This is a genomic window from Chryseobacterium sp. HNCC26DJ240, assembly GCF_057180485.1.
In genome coordinates this window covers 493,557-518,739 of sequence record NZ_JBXUGK010000001.1, presented here as the reverse complement: position 1 = coordinate 518,739, position 25,183 = coordinate 493,557, and the positions used below count along the sequence as shown (strand labels likewise).

General features: G+C 34.3%; 24 protein-coding genes. 7 read left to right on the top strand and 17 right to left on the bottom strand.

The features are described from left to right. Nucleotides 1-66 precede the first annotated feature (66 nt). The gene (locus tag AC2A1G_RS02360) at nt 67-936 is read left to right on the top strand and encodes a helix-turn-helix domain-containing protein (RefSeq protein WP_484045351.1); all 870 of its coding nucleotides are present in this window, start codon (nt 67-69) and stop codon (nt 934-936) included. 91 nt (nt 937-1,027) lie between these two features. On the opposite strand, the gene AC2A1G_RS02355 is transcribed toward AC2A1G_RS02360, so the two are convergent. Beyond that, nucleotides 1,028-1,921, bottom strand: coding sequence for an SMP-30/gluconolactonase/LRE family protein (locus AC2A1G_RS02355; RefSeq protein WP_484045350.1), 894 nt, complete (start codon nt 1,919-1,921; stop codon nt 1,028-1,030). Between the two features lie 82 nt (nt 1,922-2,003). On the opposite strand from AC2A1G_RS02355, the gene AC2A1G_RS02350 reads away from it, so the two are divergent. After that, entirely contained in the window at nt 2,004-2,348 is a 345-nt protein-coding gene (locus tag AC2A1G_RS02350; RefSeq protein WP_484045349.1) for a MerR family transcriptional regulator, read from the top strand. 249 nt (nt 2,349-2,597) lie between these two features. Here the strand turns inward: AC2A1G_RS02350 and AC2A1G_RS02345 are convergent, their stop codons facing one another. Beyond that, nucleotides 2,598-3,431: a tyrosine-type recombinase/integrase gene (locus AC2A1G_RS02345; RefSeq protein ID WP_484045348.1), complete on the bottom strand. Its 834-nt coding sequence runs from the start codon at nt 3,429-3,431 to the stop codon at nt 2,598-2,600. A gap of 189 nt (nt 3,432-3,620) precedes the next feature. Here AC2A1G_RS02345 and AC2A1G_RS02340 point away from each other — a divergent pair, with 189 nt between their 5' ends. Next, nucleotides 3,621-3,917, top strand: coding sequence for a hypothetical protein (locus tag AC2A1G_RS02340; protein ID WP_484045347.1), 297 nt, complete (start codon nt 3,621-3,623; stop codon nt 3,915-3,917). Further along, complete coding sequence (locus tag AC2A1G_RS02335) at nt 3,907-4,296, top strand: hypothetical protein (RefSeq protein ID WP_484045346.1); 390 nt, start codon at nt 3,907-3,909, stop codon at nt 4,294-4,296. The genes AC2A1G_RS02340 and AC2A1G_RS02335 overlap by 11 nt, the downstream gene beginning before the upstream one ends. A 249-nt stretch (nt 4,297-4,545) precedes the next feature. Here the strand turns inward: AC2A1G_RS02335 and AC2A1G_RS02330 are convergent, their stop codons facing one another. Both AC2A1G_RS02330 and AC2A1G_RS02325 read right to left on the bottom strand, forming a co-directional pair. Then, on the bottom strand, nt 4,546-5,415 hold the full coding sequence (locus tag AC2A1G_RS02330) for a DMT family transporter (RefSeq protein WP_484045345.1): 870 nt from the start codon (nt 5,413-5,415) through the stop codon (nt 4,546-4,548). A 255-nt stretch (nt 5,416-5,670) separates the two neighbouring features. Then, a complete protein-coding gene (locus AC2A1G_RS02325) occupies nt 5,671-6,648 on the bottom strand; it encodes an IS110 family RNA-guided transposase (RefSeq protein ID WP_484045344.1) in 978 nt (325 codons plus the stop codon). A gap of 378 nt (nt 6,649-7,026) precedes the next feature. Here AC2A1G_RS02325 and AC2A1G_RS02320 point away from each other — a divergent pair, with 378 nt between their 5' ends. The 3 genes from AC2A1G_RS02320 (at nt 7,027) to ade (ending at nt 11,068) form a co-directional block, all read left to right on the top strand. After that, the gene (locus tag AC2A1G_RS02320) at nt 7,027-7,650 is read left to right on the top strand and encodes a hypothetical protein (protein WP_484045343.1); all 624 of its coding nucleotides are present in this window, start codon (nt 7,027-7,029) and stop codon (nt 7,648-7,650) included. 444 nt (nt 7,651-8,094) lie between these two features. After that, the gene (locus AC2A1G_RS02315; protein ID WP_484045342.1) at nt 8,095-9,384 is read left to right on the top strand and encodes a helix-hairpin-helix domain-containing protein; all 1,290 of its coding nucleotides are present in this window, start codon (nt 8,095-8,097) and stop codon (nt 9,382-9,384) included. Between the two features lie 55 nt (nt 9,385-9,439). Continuing rightward, complete coding sequence (gene ade / locus AC2A1G_RS02310) at nt 9,440-11,068, top strand: adenine deaminase (protein ID WP_484045341.1); 1,629 nt, start codon at nt 9,440-9,442, stop codon at nt 11,066-11,068. Between the two features lie 227 nt (nt 11,069-11,295). On the opposite strand, the gene AC2A1G_RS02305 is transcribed toward ade, so the two are convergent. The 13 genes from AC2A1G_RS02305 to AC2A1G_RS02245 all read right to left on the bottom strand — a co-directional run bounded on the left by AC2A1G_RS02305 (nt 11,296) and on the right by AC2A1G_RS02245 (nt 25,085). Continuing rightward, on the bottom strand, nt 11,296-11,910 hold the full coding sequence (locus tag AC2A1G_RS02305; protein WP_484045340.1) for a PH domain-containing protein: 615 nt from the start codon (nt 11,908-11,910) through the stop codon (nt 11,296-11,298). A 267-nt stretch (nt 11,911-12,177) separates the two neighbouring features. Then, nucleotides 12,178-13,566: a dihydrolipoyl dehydrogenase gene (lpdA, locus tag AC2A1G_RS02300; RefSeq protein ID WP_484045339.1), complete on the bottom strand. Its 1,389-nt coding sequence runs from the start codon at nt 13,564-13,566 to the stop codon at nt 12,178-12,180. Nucleotides 13,567-13,724: 158 nt separating this feature from the next. Further along, complete coding sequence (locus AC2A1G_RS02295) at nt 13,725-13,997, bottom strand: hypothetical protein (protein WP_484045338.1); 273 nt, start codon at nt 13,995-13,997, stop codon at nt 13,725-13,727. A gap of 131 nt (nt 13,998-14,128) precedes the next feature. Continuing rightward, entirely contained in the window at nt 14,129-15,439 is a 1,311-nt protein-coding gene (locus AC2A1G_RS02290; RefSeq protein ID WP_484045337.1) for a PQQ-dependent sugar dehydrogenase, read from the bottom strand. A gap of 245 nt (nt 15,440-15,684) precedes the next feature. Next, on the bottom strand, nt 15,685-18,342 hold the full coding sequence (locus AC2A1G_RS02285) for a glycoside hydrolase family 3 N-terminal domain-containing protein (protein ID WP_484045336.1): 2,658 nt from the start codon (nt 18,340-18,342) through the stop codon (nt 15,685-15,687). Beyond that, complete coding sequence (locus tag AC2A1G_RS02280; protein WP_484045335.1) at nt 18,342-19,784, bottom strand: alpha-L-fucosidase; 1,443 nt, start codon at nt 19,782-19,784, stop codon at nt 18,342-18,344. The genes AC2A1G_RS02285 and AC2A1G_RS02280 overlap by 1 nt, the downstream gene beginning before the upstream one ends. A 441-nt stretch (nt 19,785-20,225) precedes the next feature. Continuing rightward, complete coding sequence (locus AC2A1G_RS02275; protein WP_484045334.1) at nt 20,226-21,122, bottom strand: TIGR01777 family oxidoreductase; 897 nt, start codon at nt 21,120-21,122, stop codon at nt 20,226-20,228. A 99-nt stretch (nt 21,123-21,221) separates the two neighbouring features. Then, nucleotides 21,222-21,941: a YqjF family protein gene (locus AC2A1G_RS02270; protein WP_484045333.1), complete on the bottom strand. Its 720-nt coding sequence runs from the start codon at nt 21,939-21,941 to the stop codon at nt 21,222-21,224. 34 nt (nt 21,942-21,975) lie between these two features. After that, a complete protein-coding gene (locus AC2A1G_RS02265; protein ID WP_484045332.1) occupies nt 21,976-22,434 on the bottom strand; it encodes an SRPBCC family protein in 459 nt (152 codons plus the stop codon). Between the two features lies 1 nt (nt 22,435). Continuing rightward, a complete protein-coding gene (locus AC2A1G_RS02260) occupies nt 22,436-23,218 on the bottom strand; it encodes a fatty acid desaturase family protein (protein ID WP_484045331.1) in 783 nt (260 codons plus the stop codon). A 536-nt stretch (nt 23,219-23,754) separates the two neighbouring features. Further along, on the bottom strand, nt 23,755-24,159 hold the full coding sequence (locus AC2A1G_RS02255) for a hypothetical protein (protein ID WP_267265130.1): 405 nt from the start codon (nt 24,157-24,159) through the stop codon (nt 23,755-23,757). A gap of 7 nt (nt 24,160-24,166) precedes the next feature. Further along, complete coding sequence (locus AC2A1G_RS02250) at nt 24,167-24,511, bottom strand: hypothetical protein (protein WP_484045330.1); 345 nt, start codon at nt 24,509-24,511, stop codon at nt 24,167-24,169. 70 nt (nt 24,512-24,581) lie between these two features. Further along, nucleotides 24,582-25,085 carry a GbsR/MarR family transcriptional regulator gene (locus tag AC2A1G_RS02245; RefSeq protein ID WP_262152314.1) on the bottom strand — a complete coding sequence of 168 codons (504 nt, stop codon included), beginning with the start codon at nt 25,083-25,085 and terminating at the stop codon, nt 24,582-24,584. Nucleotides 25,086-25,183 lie beyond the last annotated feature (98 nt).

Below are 25,183 nucleotides of genomic sequence, written 5' to 3'. Positions count from 1 at the left end.
TGACGAAAACATGATATAAATCATTTACTTATTCTCTATTTTTTTTAACCTAAACTCTAAGCCATAATGGAAAAGATTGAAGAAAGAACCGTTTTTAGCATTCCTTTCGGTGAATTGAATGTATTTGAGACAAATGTAGTATGCCACGATTTTCCTTTCTTTTTTGAAAAACCTGTAGTCACTCTCATGTTGAGTGGAAACAAAATTATCAGAAATGAAGATGAAGTGTTTGAATTTAATGAAAGAAGCGTTTTCATTCCACCTTGTAATAAAGAACTGAGCATTGATATTCACCCAAATTTCCATGAACCTACAAAATGTCTGGTTTTGGATATCGAACAGGAATATGTAGACACTGTTTTCTCGGAAGTTATTGAAAACTGGCATCCAGACTGGGAAAAAACAGGAATTATGATGCAGGAAAATACGGTGAAGAAATTTGTAAGTTCTGACGAATCACTTTGGAAAAGCCTGACGAATCTTTATAATAGAAGAATTGACGAAAAATTATACGGAACATCCGATTTTCTTTTAAGTTTAAGCCTAAAAGAGCTCATCTACGAATTGCTAAAAACAAACGCAAAACATCTTTTACTTCATACAAATCCAACGGAAACTATACAAAACGGATTACAGGAAGTTGTACATTTTATAAAGAACAATTATCGTGAACCGATTACCATAAAAAAACTCGCTACGATTGCGGGAATGAGCGAGGCAAATTTATTTAAGAAATTTAAAAATACGTACAATTGTACTCCGGTTGAATATATTATAGAGTTACGCATTGAGCATGCCAAACAATTGCTTATCAATAATCCTGAAATTGACATTAAGAATATCTGTTTTGAATCAGGATTTAATACACTGGAATATTTTTACAGGAAGTTTACGCAACTGACAGGGAAATCCCCGAAGAAATTCAAAGTGAGTTGATATTAGGTTGAGGCAAAGGCTTAGGTTTAGACTGAAAAAAAATCGCAACCTTAACCTTAACCTTAACCTTAACCTTAACCTTAACCTTAACCTACTTAATCCCAGTAGTTTTCGTCGGCAATGTATAAACTGATTTTGAAGCAGTAATAAACAGAATATTATTTTTATCGCCTCCGAAAGTCACGTTGGAAGTCCAGTCTTCTGCAATTTTGATGTGATGGATTTTTTCGCCTTTCGAATTAAAAACGGTTACGCCATCACCTGTAATGTAAAGATTTCCTTCTTTATCTAAAGTCATTCCGTCTGAACCCATCTCGCAAAAAAGTTTTTTCTTAGAAAGTTTTCCTTCACCTAAAATATCATAAACATAGGTTTTCTTAGCATCAATATCTGAAACATAGAGTTTCTTTAGTTTAACACTCCCAATAATTCCGTTGGGTTGTATGAAGGTTTCGAGTTTTGATATTTGTCCGGATTTGTTTCTGTAGTACAGGTTTTTTTCAAAAATTTCCTGCTTAAAATTCGTCCAGTAATCTCTTTCATACAAAGGATCGGTAAAATACATTCCACCCAAATCATCAATCCACAAATCGTTGGGACCGTTTAATCTTTTTCCTTCAAAACCTTTAGATAAAACTTCTACAGATTTGTTTTTTGAGATTTTCCAAATTTCTCCCTGATCATCAGAACATGTAATCAGATTGTCGTTTTTATCGAAATATGTTCCGTTGGCGCGGCCTGTTTTGTCTAAAAACATTTCTACTTTATCGGTTTTTGCATCCCAAAAGTAGATTTTATCGTTGGGTTGATCGGTAAAGTAAACATTTCCTGCTTTGTCGGCTGCAGGACCTTCTGTAAAAGAGAATTGTTTTGAAATTAATTTCGGTTCGGTGCCTTCATCAAACATATTAGAATAATTTACTGATTTACAGCTTACTAATACCAAAACCAAACCAAGAAGACCCAGACTCCATTTATTTTTCATTCTGCTCATTTTAAAGTTTACAATTTACGACTTGTAGCGTAGTTTAAAAAATAATTATCTTTGAAAATTCAGTTTTACAGCAATGAAGATCAATTTACCAGACAAACTCTATTATTCTATTGGCGAAGTAGCCAAAGCTTTCGACGTAAACGCTTCATTGATTAGATATTGGGAGCAGGAATTCCCGATTATCAAACCTAAAAAAAATAAAAAGGGAAACCGCTATTTCACTCCTGAAGATATTAAAAACCTACAGATCATTTATCATTTGGTAAAAGAAAAAGGTTACACGCTCGACGGAGCAAAAATTGCCTTAACCACCAACTCAAAAATTTCAGAAACCGTTACCTTGATTGACCGTCTGGAGTTTGTAAAAGCTGAACTGCTGAAGCTTAAGGATTCGCTTGCAGATAGGCCTGAAGATTAGGTTTCTACACTACTGTATCTTTCACAATTTTTTTGTCTTTAACTTCAACCAAGTTTTGATTTTGGATTGGTTTTGTTTGCTGTTTCTTCGTTTTAGTTAAACCCAAACTACAATTATATTCTATAGTTCTTCCATAGCAAGTCCTATATTTTTATGGAATTACTATGGAGTTGTTATGGACTTAGATACTTCGAGATTGTAAGAATAGTTAATTGTGAGATGAACAAAAATACCATTACAAACTGAAATCTACAAAAAATCCAGCGGGCTTTTCACACGCAGTTTACTGACATCAGTGATGTGAGTATAAATTTCGGTGGTTTTAATATTGTTATGCCCCAACAATTCTTTTATAATTCTGATATCGGTTCCATTTTCCAGAAGATGGGTTGCGTAAGAATGTCTCAAAGTATGTACAGATGCGGGTGAGTATATGTTTGCTTTTTTAAGTGAATTTTTAAGAATTTGCTGAACACTTCTTGGTGAGTATTGCTCTCCTGCCTGTCCTTCAAACAGGAACTGTTTGGGTTTGTATTCTCTGTAATATTCTCTTAAAATATCTACAAGTTTTTCTGACAGCGGAACAACTCTGTCTTTGTTTCCTTTGCTTTGTCTTATAAGCAGAAGGTTTTCTTTTGATTTTACATCAGAAATCTGAACAGCTACGGCTTCGCTGAGTCTTAAACCGCAAGAGTAAATAGTAGTAAGAATGGTTTTATGCTTTAGATTTTCGGTAGCATCCAGAATTCTTTTCACTTCATCTTTGGAAAGAAATTTTGGCAATTTATACTCTTTTCTTTTAGGATACAAATGCCTAAGATCAATCTTTCTGTGCAAGATATCACCATAGAATTTAGTAATAGTTGCCATCATAGTCTTTTGATGAGACTGGCCTATTTTCTTTTTGTCTACAAGCCAGATAATAAAATCTTCCAGCTGTTTTTGTGAAATTTCTTCAGGCTCAAATTTGGAGGAAACTTTAAGAAAGTAATTTAGATTTGAAACATAATTTCTGATGCTGTTTTCAGAATATCGCTGCATAGTAAGAACGGTTTTAAACCTTTCTGAATAATTTTTTTCCATTGTAAAATATTTCTCAGTTGCGCATAACCAAAAGTAACAAAAAAATAATAAAATGATAATCAGTATATTAAAAAAAATCAAAAAAAGGATTGACGCAACTGTATATATTTTATTTTGGCGCAATGCGTATATTTGGTTGTTAGCGGCAAGGCTAAACAGACCTTACTTAAATTAGTACACGAGCTTAAAATGAACAATTCAAGACTGTATGTAGACTTTAACGAACTTATCGAAAACGATTTAGTTCTGCTTTCTCAACAAGACATTAAACTGGACTATGAAGGAAAAGAAGTTTTACTTTTTCAAGGCAAACAAGTTGACATTTATATGGACGATACTGACGAAAATGGTATTAATGACAATTTAGTTGCTACCGGAACTGTAGAGTTAAACAAAACAGGATTATTTCCAATTTGCAAATGGAATTGTAGAATAAATGCAAATGGAATTCAACACGAAAGTGAATTGACAGATAATGAAAAATAAGTTGAGAAAAATAACTATTGAAGATTTAGTGTACTTGTATTCTGTTACAGACAAATATCATTTAGGAACTGAAACAAATACGCTGACTGTAAAAGTATTTTTAGACGGACTAAAACAGACACCATTAATAATAGAATTTCTAACGATTGACCACTATTATATGGGACAAATCTTAAAATCAGGCGTAAAATTGACAAACATAATAAAGAATACAGATGATAATGTTAATATTAATGAACCAAAATATATTAAAGAATTGATTTTGCAAGGACGAAAAAACGGATGGACAGGAACAAACAAAATAGAAAAACAAAATGGATTGAAATATTTGAAGAAATTAGGCTATGAAACAGACATTTTGTTGCCGAATAAAAAATGAACAACACATTTGAAAAACATACCTACAAAAGCCCAGCCGCTAACAAGGGTTTTGCAATAGTGGGGCGAAACTGCAAAGTTCAACGGTAGTTGTTCGGTTCAACTTTTGTACAAAATTTAAGATTTGCGCTTCGATTGCCCCACCATCGCAAAGCCCCAAAACGTTACCTGCCATTTTACTGAAAACCCCACAAAAAAAAGGACACAAGAAAAATACTTATGTCCCTTTAATTCTAAAATTTCAATTAGCTTATTTTGATTTCCTCGTAGAGATTAGTGATTGTAAAATCACTGATAACATAATAAAGAATAATCCTACATAAAACGAAAAACTAACTTCCTTGCCTTCGTTGAAGAACAAAAAAGCAATAATTATAGCATAAACGGGTTCAAGATTAAATGATAAATTGACCGTGAATGCAGATATTTTCTTCAGAACTTCTGTAACGGTTACATACAATCCAACTGTACAGAAAACAGATAGCACAATCAAATACAAAAAGTCTTTCCAACTGGGTAAAACCATTTCTGCCGGAAAAAAATGTAAATAAATAGGAAGCAATAATCCTAAACCAACCGTACCACCAATCATCTGGTAATAATTAATAACCTTACTATCATAGCGACTTACGAGCTTCTCACTATAAATCGTATATAGTGAAGCAAAAGCGGATGATACAATCCCTAAGACAATCCCTAATTGATAAGAACTATCAAAATGAAACATCAGGCTTATACCTAATAATGTTAAACTACTTAGAATAATCTCGGTAAAAACAAACTTATTTTTGTCAATCAAAGGTTTGAAAAGTGCCGTAAAAAAACTCGTCAAACTATAACAAATCACACCAATCGAAATATTTGAGTATTTGATGCTCGCATAGAAAAATACCCAATGAATGGTTATGAGCATTCCTACTTTTGCCATTCTCCACTTTTCCTCATTGCTTATTTGATGATTAATTTTGAACAATTTCAAAATAATAAACAGAAATATCGCAGAGAACAATACTCTGTACCACGTTAACAAACCTTCATTGAGAGAAATTAGCTTACCAAAAATGCCTGTAAACCCAGCTAATATTACAGCAATGTGTAATAATATATATGATTTTTTCATAAAATTTGTCTTGCTTGTTCATTTTAGAACAAGACTACTTAGTATTAATATTTATTTGAATTTGGAGTACAGAAAAACAACCGTTAAACAAAACGGTACAGCTTGCACTCCTTTTATAAAAAAGAAATATTAAACAGTTGGAGGAGGAAGACAACTTTTACGGTTCATACTTTTGAATATTTGAATGACAAAGATAACAAAACAATCGAATAAAAAAACGGCAGCTAACATGAACTGTGTAAAAAACCAAACATTTTAAGCACTTTTTACAATAAAATTATCCTGGTACGCTGTTTTGTTTTTTACTACCCCAAATACAATCTTGAGCAGCTTGTTGCACACTGCAATTACAGCTGCTTTTTTGTTTTTTCCTTTCGCTACCAGTCGGTCAAAAAGGGTCTTACATTGAGCATTGGTTTTCTTCGCATTTAGGGCACACATGTACAGAATATGGCGCAGCTGTTTTCCGCCCTGTTTGCAGATACGGACCCGTCCACGGATGCTGCTTCCGCTCAGGTATTCTGTGGGACTCAGGTCTGCATAAGAGATCAGTTGTTTATACGAATTCATATCTTTAAAACCTTGGGTATAGATGATCAGCTCTGCTGCTGCTCTTCTTCCAATACCTTTTACGCTGGTAACAAATTTCAACATTTCTTCTTCCCAGGCAACCAGTTTCTGTTGCAGAATTATCTCTAAATTCTGCTTCTCTTCTCGAAGTTTTTTGATGATTTTCTCAAAGCTTTTTTCAATCGTTTTTGTATCAAAAGGACACTTTTTAATGCTGTGAATCTGATTGCTGAACTTGGTAATTTCTTTCGTCAGATCATGGATCGCATTATTTAAAGAACGGCACTCAAAGTACTGTGTATCGGGCATTGCGTAAATTTCCGGTCGGCGTTCAACACCATATTCATAGATTCGTTTTGCATCTTTTCTGTCTGATTTATTGCGTTCCAAATGCATCTGGATGTAGCGCTTGATCTGCAGCGCATTCACAACACTGAAAGCAATATTCTGTTCCTTCAAAAAGAAAATCAAATGCAGGTGATAAACTCCCGTAGCTTCCATAACAAAGTGAGTTTCCTGGCCTGCTAATCGGATCATTTTCCGAAATCCGGTAACCGTATTTGTGACCTGTAAATGTTGAAAAATTCCTTCTTTATTTTTAAAATAAAGATCTAACGTCTCGCTGGAAACATCAATACCGCAGTAGTTGTTTTTTTCTTCCATTTTTTATACTTTTATTCTTTCTTGAGAGAACAATTCTTGAATGCAACCAAAGATCCTAACACGAACTTTATGTTCAAATAAACTGTACGGATTCGAGCAAGAAAATGAGCAGGGATAATCATGTTAGTGAAGCTTAAATGCTTAAAGGGTTTGCCTATCTTATTCTGCTCATTTGTTCTTTCTTTTTTTTAGTTTAATATTTAATAAATTTAAGGAATTGCAAACATAGGAAGGGTTTTGCAACAGTGGGGCGAAACTGCAAAGTTCAAAGGTATTTCTTCGATTGAACTTTTGTGCAAAATTGAAGATTTGCGCTTCGATTGCCCCACCATCGCAAAGCCCCAAAACGTTTAGCACTCATTTTAAAACCGACACGATATGACAAACAGTTTCATAGCTATTAAGGGAAACTTCTTTGGCAGAACAAACGAAATTTTTACTGCATTCAAATACACCGACAGTAAACAAGACAAACAATTTGACGACTGGCAGAGTTTCAACGACTATTTATTTCACAATTATTTTGAGTTTGCAAATAACGAAGTTGCAATAAGAGGAATTTGGACAGACAATGACTGGACAATAATTAATGACCCAGAAATGGTTGACACTATTGACGAAGAAGCACTACTTCAATTGTCAACGACTCTGAATACAGACATCGTAACATTCATCATTCAGACGACATCAAACTCATTTGGATTTACTGTATACAATAATACAATAAAGAGACACTTCTTTGTATCGGACGGTGAAATTATCGACAATTTATATAAGCCATTAGAACAAGAGAACGGTTTGAATATTAACGAAAACATATTTTCTGACGACATTTTAAAATTAGGTGAGAAATTAGGAATTGATTTAGAAGGAAAAAGTAATCGAACATATACCGTTAAACAACTTGCTTATAGTGACGAAATGAAAAGTGAACTCGAACAATTTAGACAACAACAAACCCAAGTCAATACGGATAAAAAACCTTGGTGGAAAATATGGTAGAAAGAAAAACGAGTGCTAACAAGGTATTGCCAAAAGCGGTGCTGAATGGCTTCGATTGGACTTTTGTGCAAGGTTCAGCTTTCATTCTTCGATTGGACTTTTGTGCTAAAAATCCCCGCCTTCGGCAATACCCCGAAACGTTAATGAGAACCGTAAATGCTTTGCCATGATTAATGAATTGAATCGACTCGGAAACAAAAATGCGACTTTAATTTCAACCCAAAATAAGGGATACAGGAAACCAGACAACAGAAAACATCCGCATTCCTAAAGCATTGTGGATAGTTATGGATTAATACATTGGCTACTGAACCAAAAGTAAAAGGCACTCTTAGGTTTTCGACCAAAAAAAATTTCATCTTAATAGGTTTTTGAATTAAAATAATTCATAACTTTAGGTAGCACCAAATATTCAATATTTACGAATCTGAATATTACAAAATGATGAAAAAATCGTACTACCAAAAGATGGCGTTTCTTGGGGTGCTCCTTCTGACGCTTTTGGCTTTTCAAAAATATACTTATAAAAGCCACGAAAAATTTCCTGAACTCACTTTTATCTCTGAAAACGAATCAGCTACTCCACTTTCGGAATTTGATCCCAATGAAATTTCGGCAGATCAGTGGCAGAAACTGGGATTTTCTGAAAAACAAACAGCTACCATTCTGAAATATAAAGAAATCGTTGGTGGAGCATTTGCTTCTAAAGAGCAGCTCAAAAAATGCTACTCTATTTCTGAGGAAAAATTTAACGAGATTGAACCTTTCCTTCTGCTTCCGGAAACCAGTACAGAAGCTAAGGGATTTAATTTTTCACATGGAAACTTTAATAAAAAGGCACTGACTGTTTCGAAAAAATTCAATCCGGATTCTTATACCCAGAACGACTGGGAAAAGATGGGTTTTTCTGAAAAACAGGCTTCGGCAATTTTAAAATATAAAAGCTATCTCGGCGGAAGTTTTGTAAGCAAAGAGAAATTCAAAGAATGTTTTATCATCAATGATGAAAATTATCAGAAGCTTGAACCTTACTTAATTCTTCCGGCAAAAACTCCTGAAAATTTTGCTAAAAACAGATATAAAAGAGATACAATCCGGGAGAAAATCAATTATAAAACATTTGACCCAAATCTATTGGATAAAGAAGGTTGGGAGAAATTAGGTTTCTCTGAAAAACAGGCAAACGTCATTGTAAATTACCGTGACAGAAACCTGAAAGGAAGTTTTAAAAATTTAGAAGATATCAAAAACTGTTTCGTCATCAACGAAGATAAATTCAATGAGATGAAACCTTACATCAAGCTTTCACAGATGAAAAACGATTCAAAATCTGAAAATTTTAAAGAAACCGATTTTTCAAAAACAGATTTAAATTCTATTACATTTAAACAGCTTATCGAGTTTGGTTTTGATGAAAAAGCCGCTGGTTCGATGGTAGGTTTCAGAAAAAAATTAGGCGGATTTGTCACCAAAGAACAGATTTTAGAAACGTATAATATCGATAAAGATTTAACCCAAAAATTAGTAAATCTTGCACCGCTTGATATTTCAAAAGTTCAGAAATATTCTTTGGTGGAAGCTCCCGAAGAATGGCTTAAAAATCATCCTTACTTTAAATATTCTGCCGATAAAATCATTTATTACAGAATTACGAATCCAGACGACAGAAAGATTTGGAAATTCATAAAAGTAAAACCAGAATACGAAGCGAGGATGAGGCTTTATGTGAAATAAAATCAGATTATAATTCCTAATTTTACCAATAGGAATTTTTATTTAAGAAGAAAAAATGACATTTACTATAAAGGCCAACCTGATTGATATTTTTGCGAGAAAAACCTTTCCTGCTGAAGTTGTGGTTGAAAATCAGAAAATTGCTTCTGTTAAAAGGATTGAGGAAGAATTACAGACCTATATTCTTCCCGGTTTTATCGATGCGCATGTACATATTGAAAGCAGCATGCTTGTACCCTCTGAATTTGCAAAAATTGCTGTAAAACACGGAACTGTGGGAACCATTTCTGATCCTCACGAAATTGCCAATGTTTTGGGAATTGAAGGTGTAAATTATATGATTGAAAATGCCCAAAAAGTGCCTTTTCATTTTTATTTTGGTGCTCCATCCTGTGTTCCTGCAACCAATTTTGAAACAGCAGGAGCTGTAATTGACGCAGAAGACATCAACGAACTTTTAAGCCGAAAAGAAATTGTTTATCTGGCTGAAATGATGAATTTTCCGGGTGTGATTTACAAAGATGAGGAAGTTTTAAAGAAAATTGAATACGCTAAAAAGCACAGAAAACCCATCGACGGACATGCTCCCGGATTAATGGGCGAAGGAATGAAAATGTATTTCGATGCAGGAATTACTACCGATCACGAGTGTTTTGGTCATACCGAAGCTTTGGAAAAACTAAAACATGGCGTGAAAATCATGATCAGAGAAGGAAGTGCCGCGAAAAATTTTGATACATTAATTCCGTTATTAAAGGATTTTCCGGATCAAATCATGTTTTGCTGTGACGATAAACATCCTGATAATTTGATTGAATCTCACATCAACGACCATGTAAAACGTGCTTTAAAATTGGGCCACGATTTGTACAATGTTTTGAGAGCTTCTTCTTTAAATGTCGTAAAACATTACAATTTACCCATCGGATTATTGCAAACCAGCGACGCTGCAGATTTTATAGAAATTGATAATCCTGAGGATTTTAATATTCTCAAAACGTATATCAAAGGTGAATTGGTTTCTGAAAACGGAAATTCATTTATTGAGTCTGTAGAATCTGACATCGTTAATAATTTTAACTGCAGTTTAAAACAACCTTCAGATTTTAAAATTAAAGCGGAAAGTGACACCATTCGACTAATTGAAGCCTTAGATGGACAGTTGATTACGCATGAAATACATGCAAAAACTTTAGAAATTGATGGTTTTGCAGAATCTAATACCGAAGAAGATATTCTGAAAATCGCTGTGGTAAACCGTTATCAGGACGCTCCGATTGCTACGGCTTTCATTAAAAATATTGGTTTAAAAAAAGGAGCTATTGCCTCATGTGTGGCTCATGACTGTCATAATATCGTTGTTGTAGGAACTAATGATGAAGACATTTGTAAAGCTGTTAACGCCATCATCAAAGCTAAAGGCGGAATTTCTCTGGCAACAGAAAGCGAAGAAATGGTTTTAGAATTGCCTATTGCAGGAATTATGACTAATTTTTCTGCAGAGAAAGTTGCCGAATTATACGTAAAACTTGATCAGCGAGCCAAAGAATTGGGAAGTCAATTGAGAGCTCCTTACATGAGTTTGTCTTTCATGGCTTTATTGGTAATTCCGGAACTAAAACTGAGTGATAAAGGTTTGTTTAACGGAAAGAGTTTTGAATTTGCGGATGTTTTTGTGAAGTGAAAAATTTGAACCATTAAGATATATTAAGTTGTTAAGACAAATTATCTCTAATACTTTTAAGTTACCGAGGTAAATCATTAAGCCAGACACTTAAATCAATTTTATTGATTCTTAATAGAATTTAAAAGTTTAATTCCCTTAATGTTTTAAAATTATAATACCATTTAATCACATAGAAAACCACGAACAATGTCCGTGGTTTAGTTTTATAATATAAAATCGAAATCCTAGTTATTAATATATTTCTCAAAAATTTTAGAAAAATCTTTTTGATTGTATCTGTCGAAACTGTTGGTGTTCCAAGCGAAAATATATTCGTTGATTGCCTTTAATTCCTGACTTTTTGCAACGCTTTCCTGTTTTCCGGAGGCAACACTTCCAATCGCTTTCAAAATACTGTCATTTGAAAAATTCAACAATGAATGATTGTGATGAACTTCCTGCTGAATCGCCAGCAATGCTTTGTATAAATCTTTTAACTGATCGATTTGACCTTTCGCAACACTGATCATTAAAGGAACATTTCCGATGTTGAATGCAATTTCTGCATCTAAATCGATGGTTCCTGCAGTTTGCAAAGTTACGTTTGAAAAGGGAAATTGGTAGTACTCATACCTTCTCAAAATTCTTTTTCTGTCGATTGCACTGGCACCGTCAATGTGAATTAAAGCCCGGTTGGTAAAACAATATTCGTCTCTTCTGGATTTAATCAAAAAGAAAATCTTTTCATTGTCTTCCGATAAAATATAATCGTCAGAGTCTACTTTGTCATAATCCTGAGCAGGAATAATCTTACCGATGTCTCCTAATCCTAAAGCTTCTGCAGCTAATTTTTTAAACATAATTTATTCTAATTTGTAGTTTATTTGAGAGATAAAATTAAGAAAATATTTTAAATCTCATTTTTGTTATGATGTTAAATTTTAACACAAAGGCCACAAAGTTTTTTCACCCACTAACCGCTTTTGAGGCTCACAAAGGCGTTGAAACTTTACCAACACCACTGAGATTTTGTGATGACGAATATTAAACATTGTAGAAAAATCATTTCAAAACAAAAAACCACAGACAAATCTGTGGTTTTGATATTTAAAATAAATGATTTCAAATTAAATGTGAATCACTTCACCGTAAGCAGCAGCAGCAGCTTCCATAATAGCTTCAGAAACAGTTGGATGCGGGTGGATAGATTTGATAATTTCGTGACCAGTCGTTTCCAGTTTTCTTGCAACAACAGCTTCAGCAACCATATCGGTAACGCCTTCACCAATCATATGGCAACCTAACCATTCACCATATTTAGCATCGAAAATCACTTTGATGAAACCATCAGTATTTCCGTTTGCAGTAGCTTTTCCACTTGCAGAAAGAGGGAATTTACCAACTTTGATTTCGTAACCTTTTTCTTTAGCTTGTTTCTCTGTAAGACCAACAGAAGCAACTTCTGGGTGACAGTAAGTACATCCAGGAATATTGCCATAGTCGATTTTCTCAACGTGCATTCCTTTGATTTTTTCTACACAAGTGATTCCTTCAGCAGAAGCAACGTGTGCCAAAGCTTGAGTCGGGATGATATCTCCAATTGCATAGTATCCAGGAACTGAAGTTTCGTACCATTCGTTCACCAAAACTCTTCCTTTATCTGTCTGGATGCCCACTTCTTCAAGACCAATATTCTCGATGTTTGCAGCGATTCCAACAGCAGATAACAGGATGTCAGCTTCAAGAGTGATATTTCCTTTTGCTGTTTTCACAGTTGCTACCACACCGTTTCCGCTTGTGTCTACGCTTTCTACAGAAGCGTTGGTCATAATTTCTATACCTGTCTTTTTCAAAGATTTCTCTAAGTGTTTTGAGATTTCTTCGTCTTCCACAGGAACAATGTTTGGTAAAAATTCAACAACAGTTACTTTCGTTCCCATTGTGTTATAAAAATCAGCAAACTCAACTCCGATAGCTCCAGAACCTACAACGATCATAGATTTTGGTTGCTCAGGAAGAGATAATGCCTGTCTGTATCCGATTACTTTTTTACCGTCTTGTGGCAAGTTTGGCAATTCTCTAGAACGTGCTCCTGTAGCCAAAATAATGTTGGTTCCAGAATATTCAGTTACTTTTCCGTCTTTATCTGTAACAGAAACTTTTTTACCTTTCTGTACTTTTGCAGTTCCTAAAATAACGTCGATTTTATTCTTTTTCATCAAGAATTCAATCCCTTTGCTCATTTTAGAAGCAACACCACGGCTTCTCTGAATAACGTTTGGAAACTCAAAACTTGCTTCTACTTTATTCAAACCATAGTCTTCTGCATGATTAATATAATGAAAAACCTGAGCCGACTTCAACAAAGCTTTCGTTGGTATACATCCCCAGTTAAGGCAGATTCCTCCTAAATTTTCTTTCTCGATAATTGCAGTTTTAAAACCCAATTGTGCCGCTCTGATTGCAGTAACATATCCACCAGGACCACTCCCGATAACAATAATATCGTAATTCATTAGTTTAAAATTTTATGCGAATTTAAGGAAAATATATTGAAATTTTAGGTTTCTGAAAACAGTTCTTACAATGCTTCCTTATTATGATTTTAATTTTATTTAAATAAAAAAGAGAACACAATTGCATTCTCCTTTTTCTATTTTTAAATTTAATAAAATTATCTTGCCACTCTCAGCAATTTTTTCTCATTTTGATATCTCAGATTTAAAGCTCTTATTTGCTCGGCTTTCATCTTCTTAGTTGCAATCGGATGATTCATAATCAACCTTTTTTCATTTCTGTAACGTTTATCCAATTCGCTCGCTTTGCTATTTGCCAATTGGGTTTTTGAAGGATGTGGTGGTGGCGTAGGACGTGGTGGATGTTTCTGTGCTAAAGCTGTGGTAGATAATCCTACAATTAAAACTGCTGATATTAAATACTTTTTCATGACTTTAAATTTTAATAATTGAATTTCTTTTAAGCAAAATCAATAATATGTAAAGCAAGTATTACATATTTCATACCACATTTAATTCATACGTCTTACTGTTTCAAACTAAACTGAAAATTATGGCAGACCTACTTCTTGTTATATGCAACTCTCCAGACAATACCACTTACATCATCCGCAACCAGCAATGATCCGTCTGCAATTTGCAAAACTCCAACAGGTCTTCCGTAAACATCTCCTTTTTCTTCATTGGCAATAAAACCTGTTAAAAATGGCTGATACGACCCTGAAGCTTTACCATTGGCAAAAGGCACAAAAGCGACCTGATAACCCACTAATGATGAGCGGTTCCAGGAGCCATGCTGCCCGATGAAAGCACCATTTTTATATTGTTCAGGAAACTGATTTCCCGTGTAAAAAGTTAAACCTAAAGATGCTGTGTGCGAACCTAACTGAACATCCGGAACAATTGTTTTTGCCACTAAATCAGGTTTTTCACCCTTTCTTCGCGGATCTTCATTTTTACCGAAATAGGCATAAGGCCAACCGTAAAATTGATTCTGCTTAACGCTTGTCAGATAATCCGGAACGAGTTCATCGCCCAATTCATCTCTTTCGTTTACGACCGTCCAAAGTTCTCCGGTAGAAGGGTTCCAGCTCATTCCGACAGGATTTCGAAGACCTGCTCCATAAATTTTTTCTCCACTTCCATCAGGATTGACCTCCAGAATATTGGCTCTTCTCACCTCATATTCCATCCCGTTTTCGCCAACATTACTTCCGGAACCTACGGAAATATAGATTTTAGACTGATCTTTATTGGCAATTAAATTTCTCGTCCAGTGATTGTTATAACCTCCAGCGGGAAGTTCTACAATTTTCTTACCCTGCCCTGTAATTTTAGTTTCGCCTTCTTTGTAAGGATAAACCCAAAGTCCATCGGTGTTGGCGACGTAAAATTTATCTTTAATGATCAACATTCCGTACGGTTGATTTAAATTATCAAGGAAAACGGAAGATGATTCTGCAACGCCGTCTTTATTGGCATCTCTGTACAGAATAATTCTGTTGGCAGATTTTCCGCCGACTTCAGCATCACTTTTTCCGCTGATGTCATTTTTAATTTTTTCTGTTTTTGTACGTTCAGAATTTGAAAGAACTACGAAAATATCACCATTTGAGGCTTGAATCATGTTTCTCGGGCTTTTGATATTTTCCGCAAAACGGGTAACTGTAAATCCTTCAGGAGCTGTCGGAGTTTTTCCTGCAGACCATCCAATAACGTTGCTGAATTTGTTTTTCGCACCTTTCTCGTCGGGTTCGGGAAGTTTTAAAGTATCTGTTTTGGTCACCACTTCGGTTTCTGAAGTATTCTGATTTTTATTTTCCTTACAACTGAAAAACAGCACTGCGACTGCCGGTAGAAGATATTTTTTCATAAAATAATGGTATGATTTGTTAGAAATATTTTGCCTCAAAAGTTGCAAAAACCGTTCCCTAAAAGAAAACGGTTGCACACTGTTGAATTAGAATTTTATATAATTTTTAATTTAACGCAAAGTCAGACAAAGAATTTTAAAAATATGCAGCTTTTAAGATATACAAAGACGTAAACTTCATCAGGAAATACAAGATTTTAAATGATAATACGTTTTGAATAATCATCCTACCAATGTTAAGCCCTTTATTCCAGCTCAATATTCTGTTTTAGAGGAAGGTTTTTTGATGAATTGCCAACCATGATTCTGTACGTTCCTTTTTCTACGATCCAGTTCATTTTTTCGTCTAAAAACTGAAGTTCTTTTACCGGAATTTCGATTGAAATTTCTTTCATTTCACCGGATTTGAGATATACTTTTTGAAAACCTTTCAATTCCAGAATCGGTCTTGAAACTGATGCCAGCAAATCTTTCAAATACAATTGTACCACTTCGCTTCCGGCTTTTGAACCTGTGTTTTTAACTTTGACCTTAGCAATAATTGTTTCGTTTTCTTTAAATTTTGATTTATTTAAATGTAAATCAGAAATTTCAAATGTCGTATAACTCATTCCAAAACCAAACGGGTAAAAAGGCTCGCCACTCAAGTCGTGGTAATCATTTCCCCGACCGGTCGGATGATGATTGTAGGTCAAAGGCAACTGCCCTTCCTCAACCGGAAACGTAATCGGTAATTTTCCTGAAGGATTATCTGCTCCGAAAAGGACTTTTGCAACAGCATTTCCACCTTCTTCTCCCGGATACCAGACATCTAAAATGGCTCCTACTTTATCTTTCCAATTCGTCGTTTTTATTGCTGAACCGCCTACCAAAACCACGGTTGTCGGCTTATTTAATTTTGAAACTTTATGTATAAATTCTTCCTGATTTCCCGGCAGACTCAACGAAGAACGGTCTTGAAATTCACCTTCATGAATTCCTGCTGTCACGATAATGTAATCTGCATTTTGAGCTAATTTTAACGCTTCATCAAAATACTTTTGGTAATTGTTTAATCCATAATTCCAGATCAATTCAATATTTGCTTCGCCTCTGTTTTCATGAAACTCAACGACGATATCATAGTTCTGACCTTTAACAAAATCAATATCAACAGTTTTTGTCGAATAACTCAGCTTTTCCCAATTGTCAATCAACAATTTTCCATTTATATATAATCTGAAGCCATCATTTCCTCTTAAACCCAACTGATATTTTCCTGAATTTGGAGCTTCCAGTTTTCCCGTCCAACGAACGCTGTAATTGTCGGGTTGCAGCTTTTCAGGATTTGGGGAATATAAAGTCCATTTAAAATTCACTTGTTCATTCTGTTTTTCAAACGCAGGATTTCCTTTTAAATCAGAATTTGAAAAGTAAGTTCCCTTCAAACCTTTCTGATTTTCTGAAGATAAAAACTCAGTCGGAACCGTTACAAATTGTTTCAAATTCCAATCGATTCCTTTTGAATAATTGATTTCAACGTTTTTATTTTTGACGAAATTTTTAATTCCATCCAAAATGCTCATCTTTTTATTTCCAGGTCCTGAATAACCGCCCAATCTAGCATCAACAGCATCGGTTCCAACTACCAAAATCTTTTTTATGTTATCCGAAATCGGAAGCGTTTGATGATTATTTTGAAGCAAAACAAAAGATTCAATCGCTGTTTTTTCGACTAATGGTTTATGATTTATTTTTTTTAATTCCGAAATAGATGCATCTGAAACGTAGGGATTTTCAAACAATCCGAGTTCAAATTTCGCTCTTAAAACTCTTGCTACTGCATCATCAATTCTCTCCTTCGAAATTCTTCCATCCAAAAACGGTGGCATAAATAATTTATAATGTTGATATTCGGTCTGGAAAATCACATCAAGTCCTGCATTGATTGCCTGCGCAGAAGCATCGTCGTAATCTTTTGCCGTAAAATGTAAAACGTTTGCACCACCAACTGCACTTGCATCACTAATGACAAAACCTTTAAAATTCCAATCTTTTTTTAATTTTTCGGTTAGTAGCCAATGATTTGCCGTCGAAGGTCTTCCGTCAAGCAAATTATAAGAAGTCATTACAGATCGACTTTTACCTTCATTAAAAGCTTTTTGAAACGGAACCAAATGCATTTCCTCCAAATATCTTTTGCTCCAATGAATTGGATATGAATCTCTTCCACCTTCTCCGACATTCGCTAAAAAATGTTTTGGAGTGGTAATAATTCCCTGATTTTCAAATGAACTGACAAAATTTACACCCATCACGGAAGTCAAAAACGGATCTTCACCGTATGTCTCTTCGGTTCTTCCCCACCGTACATCGCTCGCTAAATTGACAACAGGAGTCAAAATCTGACGGATTCCTCTTAATCTCGATTCTTTTGCAATCGCTGTTGAAACATCTTTCATCAACTCAGGATTGAAAGTTGCCGACAAACCAATCGCCTGCGGAAAAGCAGTTGCTCCTTCACGCATCAATCCGTGCAAAGCCTCATCAAAAGGGATAATCGGAATTCCCAATCGGGATTCTTCCACAAAGTATTTCTGAATGGCATTGATTTTTTTCGCCAGTCTTTCCGCATCTTCATTGGCGTTGTATTTCAACAATTGTCCGGCAACTCCGCCGCCCTGATTTCCTGCGCTCACCTGCAATCCGAAAATTCCGTGAGCATATTGACCTTTCGGAACGTTATCCAAATCTCCGGGAATCATGAAGCATTGCCAGAATTTCTCTTCGGGCGTCATGCGTTTCAGCAAATCCTGAACTCTGGCTTCTACAGATTGTTTTGGGTCTTTATATAATGGTTTTTGAGCTGATATAAAAACAGAACTTAACAATGAGATTCCAATTAATTTTAATCTAAATTTCATTATTGCGTTATTTGAATTACAGTTGAATATTTCAATTGTGCTCTTTCATTCGGTAAAGTAAGCTCTATTGAATTACCAGACTTTTTCCATTGAATTTTATGTTTTAAACCTAAAACTTTTAATGATTTTGGTTTGAAATTTTCAGGAATTGTAAATTTTAAAGTTGATGGAGCCTGATAATTCGTTTTTTCATCCAAATGAAAAACATTCACCGTTTTACCATCTTTGCTTTCTGTATAATAAAAATTCCCGTCGTGATAAGGTGCGATTGCTCTTGTTGCAAAAACAGCCGATTGATTATCATCCATCCAACCGGAAATTTCTTTCAATCTTTCATAAACAATCGGATCGTAATCCCCAGTCGGTCCGGGAGCAATATTCATCAGATAATTTCCACCTCTTGAAATGATTTTGACCAAAGTTTCAATAATCTTCTGAGACGATTTATAATTATCATTCGGAACATACGAAAACGAATCTCCCATCGTGATACAGCTCTCCCAAGGAATTGGAAGTGCTTTTTCAGGAACGGCCTGTTCGGGTGTCACATAATTTTCCCATTTTCCGGGAACGGTGCGGTCAACAACTATTATACCTGGTTGATTTTTGCGAGCCATTGTTCCTATTTTATCCATGTCGATGTCCTGTTCGACCTTAATGGTTCTTTGCCATTCTACACTTTGATCGATGGTGTGAAACGGACGAACCCAGCCTCCATCCAACCAAAGAATATCGATTTTACCGTAATTGGAAGTGATTTCGTTGAGTTGATTGAATGTGAAATATTTAAAATTGCTCCATCTTTCAGGATATTTTTTTGGATCGTAGTTTACATTTCGGTCTTTTGGCGGAAAATAAGACCACCAATAATCATCAGAATGCCAATCGGGTTTTGAGAAATAGGCTCCGATTTTAAAACCGTCTTTTCTGAAGGTATTGAAAATTTCCTTCGTCACATCTGCTTTCGGATTTTTTGAAAAAGGTGTTTTTGAAGAAGTAATTCTATAATCAGACTGTTTCGTATCAAACATCGCAAAACCGTCGTGATGTTTTGTAGTGAAAACCACATATTTCATTCCAGCTTTTTTTGTTGCATCTGCCCATTTTTGTGGATTGAATTGTGTCGGATTGAACGTTTTCTGCAGATTTTCATAGTTTTCTACATATTCGTTGTAAGATTTTCCATGCTCAGGCTTTCTTTTCGTCCAGTCTTCATCTTCCGGACAAAGGCTCCAACTTTCGACAATTCCCCACTGACTGTAGGTTCCCCAATGCATGAAGAGCCCGAATTTTAAATCCTGCCAGTTTTCAAGGTTTTGAATAACAAGTGGATCTGTCGGTTTTTGATAACCTTCTGAAACGTTATGTGCCTGTGAAAAAAAAGTGGAGGAAAGTAATAATGATGAAAGAAAAAGAGTTTTCGTTTTTGGCTTGGTGAACATTAAGTTTAGTTTTTGCTAAAATAATATTTAACCGGAAATTTTCTACCACAAAAGGCACAAAAGTTTTTTGACACATGAGTCACATTAGTATTAGGTTTAAATGATTGAGAATATTCAGAGCACATAAGATTGAAAATCAAATATTTTCTGTGCGAAGGCAAAAAAGTGTGTTGTAATTCAAACAGAAATATTTTTAAATACAAACAACCTTATTTTGATTAAAAAAGTTTTGTGTCAGAGTCCAAACACCAGTGTTTATACTTTATGTAAAATGACTTTTAATAAAAACACCCTTGTTTCAATTAAATGTAGATTGATTTTGAATACAAACACCCCTGTTTGGACTTAATGTAAGTTTTATCTGACTATAAACATATCTGTTTGTACATAATGTAAAACGACTGTAAGCTAAAATACACCTGATTTAATTCAATGTATAATTTATTTAATCAAGTTTTGAAAAGCGGTATCAACTGTTGAATAATTGAATTGGAATTTGTTTTTAATGAGTTTTTCTATGTAAACATTTCTGCTTTTTAAGAGTAATTCGGTTTCGGTTCCTAAGAAAATTGAAGCGATTTCCAATTGCCATACTGCTGCGTTGAGGCCAAAAGGAATTTTCATTTCTTTTCTCAGTTTCCGCATAAATTCTTCGTTAGATAAAGGGTTTGGTGCGGTGACATTGATTTTTCCTGAAAGATTTTCGTTTTCAATAATATATTCAATAGCTCTGCAGAAATCTTCGATATGAATCCAGCTTATATTTTGGTTACCTCTACCCTGTTTTCCGCCTAAACCGAGTTTTGTAATCATCTTTAATTTGGTGAAAGCACCACCGTTATTTCCTAAAACGATTGAAGTTCGTAATGCTACTTTTCTGACGTTAGCATTTTCTGTTTTAAAAAATTCCTGCTCCCAGCTCTTACAGATATTCATGGAGAAATCGTCTCCAATTACACCGTCACTTTCTGTATTTAAATGCGTTTCAGAATGGGTATAAATAGTTGCCGAGCTGGAATTAAGCCATACTTTTGGTTGGCTGATACATTGATCAACGGCCTCCTGAAGAACTTTTGTACTGTTGATTCTTGATGTTAGAATTTCTTTTTTATTTTCTTCTGTATAACGGCAATCAACAGATTTTCCCGCAAGATTGATGAGGACATCAGCATTTTCAAGGAATTTTTTCCAGTCGCCTAATGTTTTTGCATCCCAGTGAATTTCGTTTTTTCGTTTTGGATTTCGGGTTAAAATATAGACTTCATTTCCTTTGTCTATAAAGTATTTTTCAAGGTTTTGTCCGAGAAATCCGGTTCCGGCAGCGATGATTATTTTCATTTGGGTTGTTGGTGTTTAGTTGATGGTTGTTGGTTTTAAATATTAAGATACTTCGACAAGCTCAGCATGACATTGTGAACAAAATTTCACCTGATTCTTTTAACTTTTTACTTGGTTCTTAAGATACTTCTTCATTCTCACTTCAATTTCAGAACCTTCTGCAAGCATTACAGAGAGAGGTTTTTGATGATTTAAGCATTCGAAATCTTTTCCGTAGACTTGTTTGAAATCTATTTCGAGTTGATGACTTTTTACCGGATACCAATCCCACTTTGGATGACAGACTTCGTATTCTGAAGTTTTGTCTCTGCGTTTTGTGAAGCCCCAGTAATGTTCTGTGATGAACTCAAATTCAGATTTGTTTTCCATTTTCTGAGATTGACTTTCAGCGGTGATTTGTATGGAATTCCAATGGTCTTCTTTCCAAGAATACTTTACAATCAGGTCATCTTCACTGTAATGCATTTCGTTTTTCATTTTCCGGGTTTTATAATTTTCCTGATAAACGGAGTTGGCAACGATACTCAGTGCATATTTAGGTACAATTTCTTTGATGAAAACCACACCTCTTTTCCATTCATTTCCCTCTTTTTTCTTGACGTAAAACCTGAGATTTACTTCTTCAAAGTTTCTGTGGAAAGGAATTGGCAATCCGAGAAGTTTGGTATTTAAAAACATAAAACCTACCAGACTCACATAGCATTTGTCTTTATAAAAATCGATTTCAGTTCCAGCAGGAAGGTATTTCTTTAGAATTTCGGGATTGATTTCGTAGTTGATAATAGCGAGCTTGCGCCATTCGGCTTGCAGGAATTTCATTTTATTTTGGATGTTAAATGTTAGCTTATGGGTTTTACTGTGAAACTATTTCAGCGGTGGTTTTGATAACTTTATTGCGTTCCAAGAGAAAGTTTTTCATATAATTTTTAAGAAAAAATCTGTTGAAAAGCTTTCCGATAATTCCGAAAGGTGATTCAAATTCTAAAATATCAATCATTATTGTGTTTTTACCTTCTTGTTTAAAAATATGCTGATGTTTAAATGATTTAAATCTACCTTTCAACATCTCATCTGTGAAATGGAAAGGTTTTTCCATCTGTGTAATTACGGATTGATGGGTTTGAAAAAATCCTAAATGTTTGCCGCGCCAAGTTACTGTTTCATCTTTTTCAATTAATCCTGATATTCGTCCGGCGATTGCCTTCTCACGGGTTTTTGAAACTGATTTTTGGTGCAGATCAATATCTCTTGACAAATCGAAAACGGCTTGAATATTGGCGTCGATAAATGTTTCTAAATAAATTTTTGACATCTTAAAAAGTTTGTTTTTTGTTTAATTCCGGGAGAACTTTATCAATTCTTTCTGCAAGTTCGGGTAATTTTATGGTTGGAACGGCAGGAAAAAGATGATGTTCCATGTGATAAAACATACTGAAAGTTAATTTATTTTTCCAGAATCCGCGTTGTGTTCTTGCGATATTTGGGTTTTCGTGGGTATCGTGATGAACCGTCCAGACTGCGAAAAATGCCATTAAAAATTCTCCGAAGAACATAATTAAAATATGATAGATGAGAAAATCAATTTTAAAATAAAACGCTACAAATATGAAAACTGAAATTGAAATCAATTCAAAAATCATATTCTTTTTATAATTTTTATTCGCTTTTCTGAAAGTAATCCAATGAATTAGAAACATATGTTTTGGTCCATATAAAATCGCTTCATACCATTTCATTGAGGCAGATTTCCCCTCATAATCTTCCTCAGAAAGACAGTATTTATGATGTCTGATGTGATTGAATTTTACAGCGTGAATTGACGTTATCATTGAAATACTGTTTAAATACATTGATAACCAAGTCAGAAATTTCCCTGTTCCCAATGAATTGTGAAAGCCATTGTGAACCTGTCTCAAAGCTGTCAGAAAATAAAATCCTGAAAACGGCAGTGCAGCCCAATAATATCCTTTGTAAGCCAAAAACAGGGAAATGATAAGCCAAGGTAAACTGATATTGTTTTCAATCAACATTTCCTTTGTTGAAAGAGATTTCAGATCTTTCCATTGTACTTTTTTTATTAATTCAGTATGATTCATTTTTTAGTTTTTAATGGTAGATTCTAAGTTATGTATATGAAATTCAATTTGATAGACTTAAAGCTTCATTTTATAATCTTTAGATTTATCCCGACAGTAAAATATATAGGCAATTGCAAAAAAAGGACTTATAAATAATCCATAAAAAGGAAGTAAACTTATGAGATCAATATTGATATTAAAACTACTTAGTAATAAGGCAAACCAGATTGGTAAAATCATAATTCCATAAATTTTCATAAAAAGATCAGACCAAAATCCTATGAAAAGTTTAATGATATAACTGAATAACTGAAAGCCTCCAACAATGAAATAAAAAAGCATCCACATGTAAAAAAATTTGTCCTCAACTAGGCTATATATAAGACTTACAAGTAGATATCCAACCAACACTATAAGTTGCAAATAATAATCAATTTTTAAAAAAGTTTTCATGGTACTAAAATTTTAAGGAGTTACTCTCTTGGTTTTTCCACCAAAATAAAATATGAGAAATAAATGAATGATTAAATTTTTCATAACAATCAATTTTAAATTTAAGAATTAACTACCTCTTCATTTTGAATTTTATCTTTATTCATTGCGTGTTTACGGCCTTTAAGAAATAAAAGTAAATTCAGAAGCATCATCACACCAAGATAAATTGAAAATCCACCAATCTTTTTACTTAAAGCAACGACCAATCTTTCAACAGTTTCAATTTGGAAAAACTCAATGATACAAAGAGCAAAACCTATATTTAAAAGGTAAAATCCAATTTTGAATAGTGAATTTGTTGCCATTGCAATATCTTCTTTCTGATGAAAAATATCGATCATAAATGTTTTTGAATTTTTAAACAAAAACTGAGAAACAAAAATCGTCAACATGATAACAATCGGTAAATAAATCATGTACGCTGAGAAGTTGTAGGTTGCTGTGGTTAAAATAGTTGCCGTCATAATTGTATTATTTTATGGTTAAATTTTTTCTTAAAAAGTAAAGTGCGAAAATATTCGTGAAATGTAAAAAACAAAGAATCAAAGTGATATACCCAATTTTGATGGCAGTAACAGCCAAAACTTCTTCCATTGTATTTACTTTATTCCAAGTCGACAAACTGATGGCAATGTATCCGAGATTAATCAGATAATAACATCCCAAAAGGATTCTGTTAATCGTCAAGCAGAGGTTTTTGTCATTAAGCAGATATTCCAAATACGTTTTTCCTGCGTTGTAACATCTTCTTCCGACATCAATCGTGATATACGAACTGATCGCAAGAAAAAACAGATATGAAACAAGATTAAACATTTTGTAAATATTATATTTTCAATAATTTTTGAAACTTAAATCGAAATAAAAAAGGATTTTGACGTCCTTTCTATTTCAATAAATTGGTGATCTTTCCGACCAGCCAGTGGTCGTCGCTTTTGATGGCAAGATCCATAATATTGTTGATTTTACTGGTGACGCTGCTGAAATCGTCCATCAGCTTTATGAATTCTTTGGCTTCCGCTGAGTCGTTGTCCTCGATGTTTTTCAGTTCATCCAAAAATGCTACAACCGGCTCAATTTCACGTTTTCTGCGTTCTTTTGTGATTTGTTTAAACAAAAACCAAACGTCTTTTTCGGCAGTAAAATATTCTTTCCGGTCGCCTTTGATGAATTCTTTTTTCACAATTCCCCAGTCCATCAAAGCGCGGAGATTCATGTTGGCGTTTCCTCTCGAAATTTCCAAAAGCTCCATTACTTCATCGGTTGAAAGTGGTTTCCCGTTGGCCAAAAGCAAAGCGTGAACCTGCGCCATCGTCCGGTTGATTCCCCAACTCGTTGCGAATGTTCCCCAAGTCTGGATGTATTTTTCTTTGGCTTCTGAAAGTTTCATTTTGTCTTCTTTAAATTTCTATTACAAATATAATAATAGTTTTTGAATTTTCAATAATATTTGAAAGTTTATTTTTAAATAAAACAGACAATTTTGTA